At 74.2% G+C, this 283-nt stretch carries 1 protein-coding gene; it reads left to right on the top strand.

Annotated elements, in window-relative coordinates:
* Window positions 1–283, top strand: a 283-nt coding sequence (locus tag AC1MIR_RS27865) for a pirin family protein (protein ID WP_480031416.1), incomplete at both ends; no start/stop codon positions are given.

Below are 283 nucleotides of genomic sequence, written 5' to 3'. Positions count from 1 at the left end.
CATCTTCCAGATCTGGATCATCCCCGACCGCCGTGGCGCGAAGCCGAACTGGGGCGCGAAGCAGTTCCCCAAGGCGGCGCGCGAGGCAGGCTTCGAGGAGCTGGCCTCCGGCCGGCCGCAGGACCAGGGCAACGGCGCGCTGCCGCTCAACGTCACCGGCGCGGTGCTCGCCACCACGCTGAAGGCCGGCCAGACGCGGGTGCAGTCGCGCGGCGCCGACCGCGCGGCCTATCTCGTGCCGGCCAAGGGCGCGGTCACGGTGAACGGCGCGAAGCTCGGCGCG

The organism is Falsiroseomonas sp. RANM36 (genome assembly GCF_056682175.1).
Note: the sequence above shows the minus strand (reverse complement) of the source record. Positions and strands in the feature narration are given on the sequence as shown.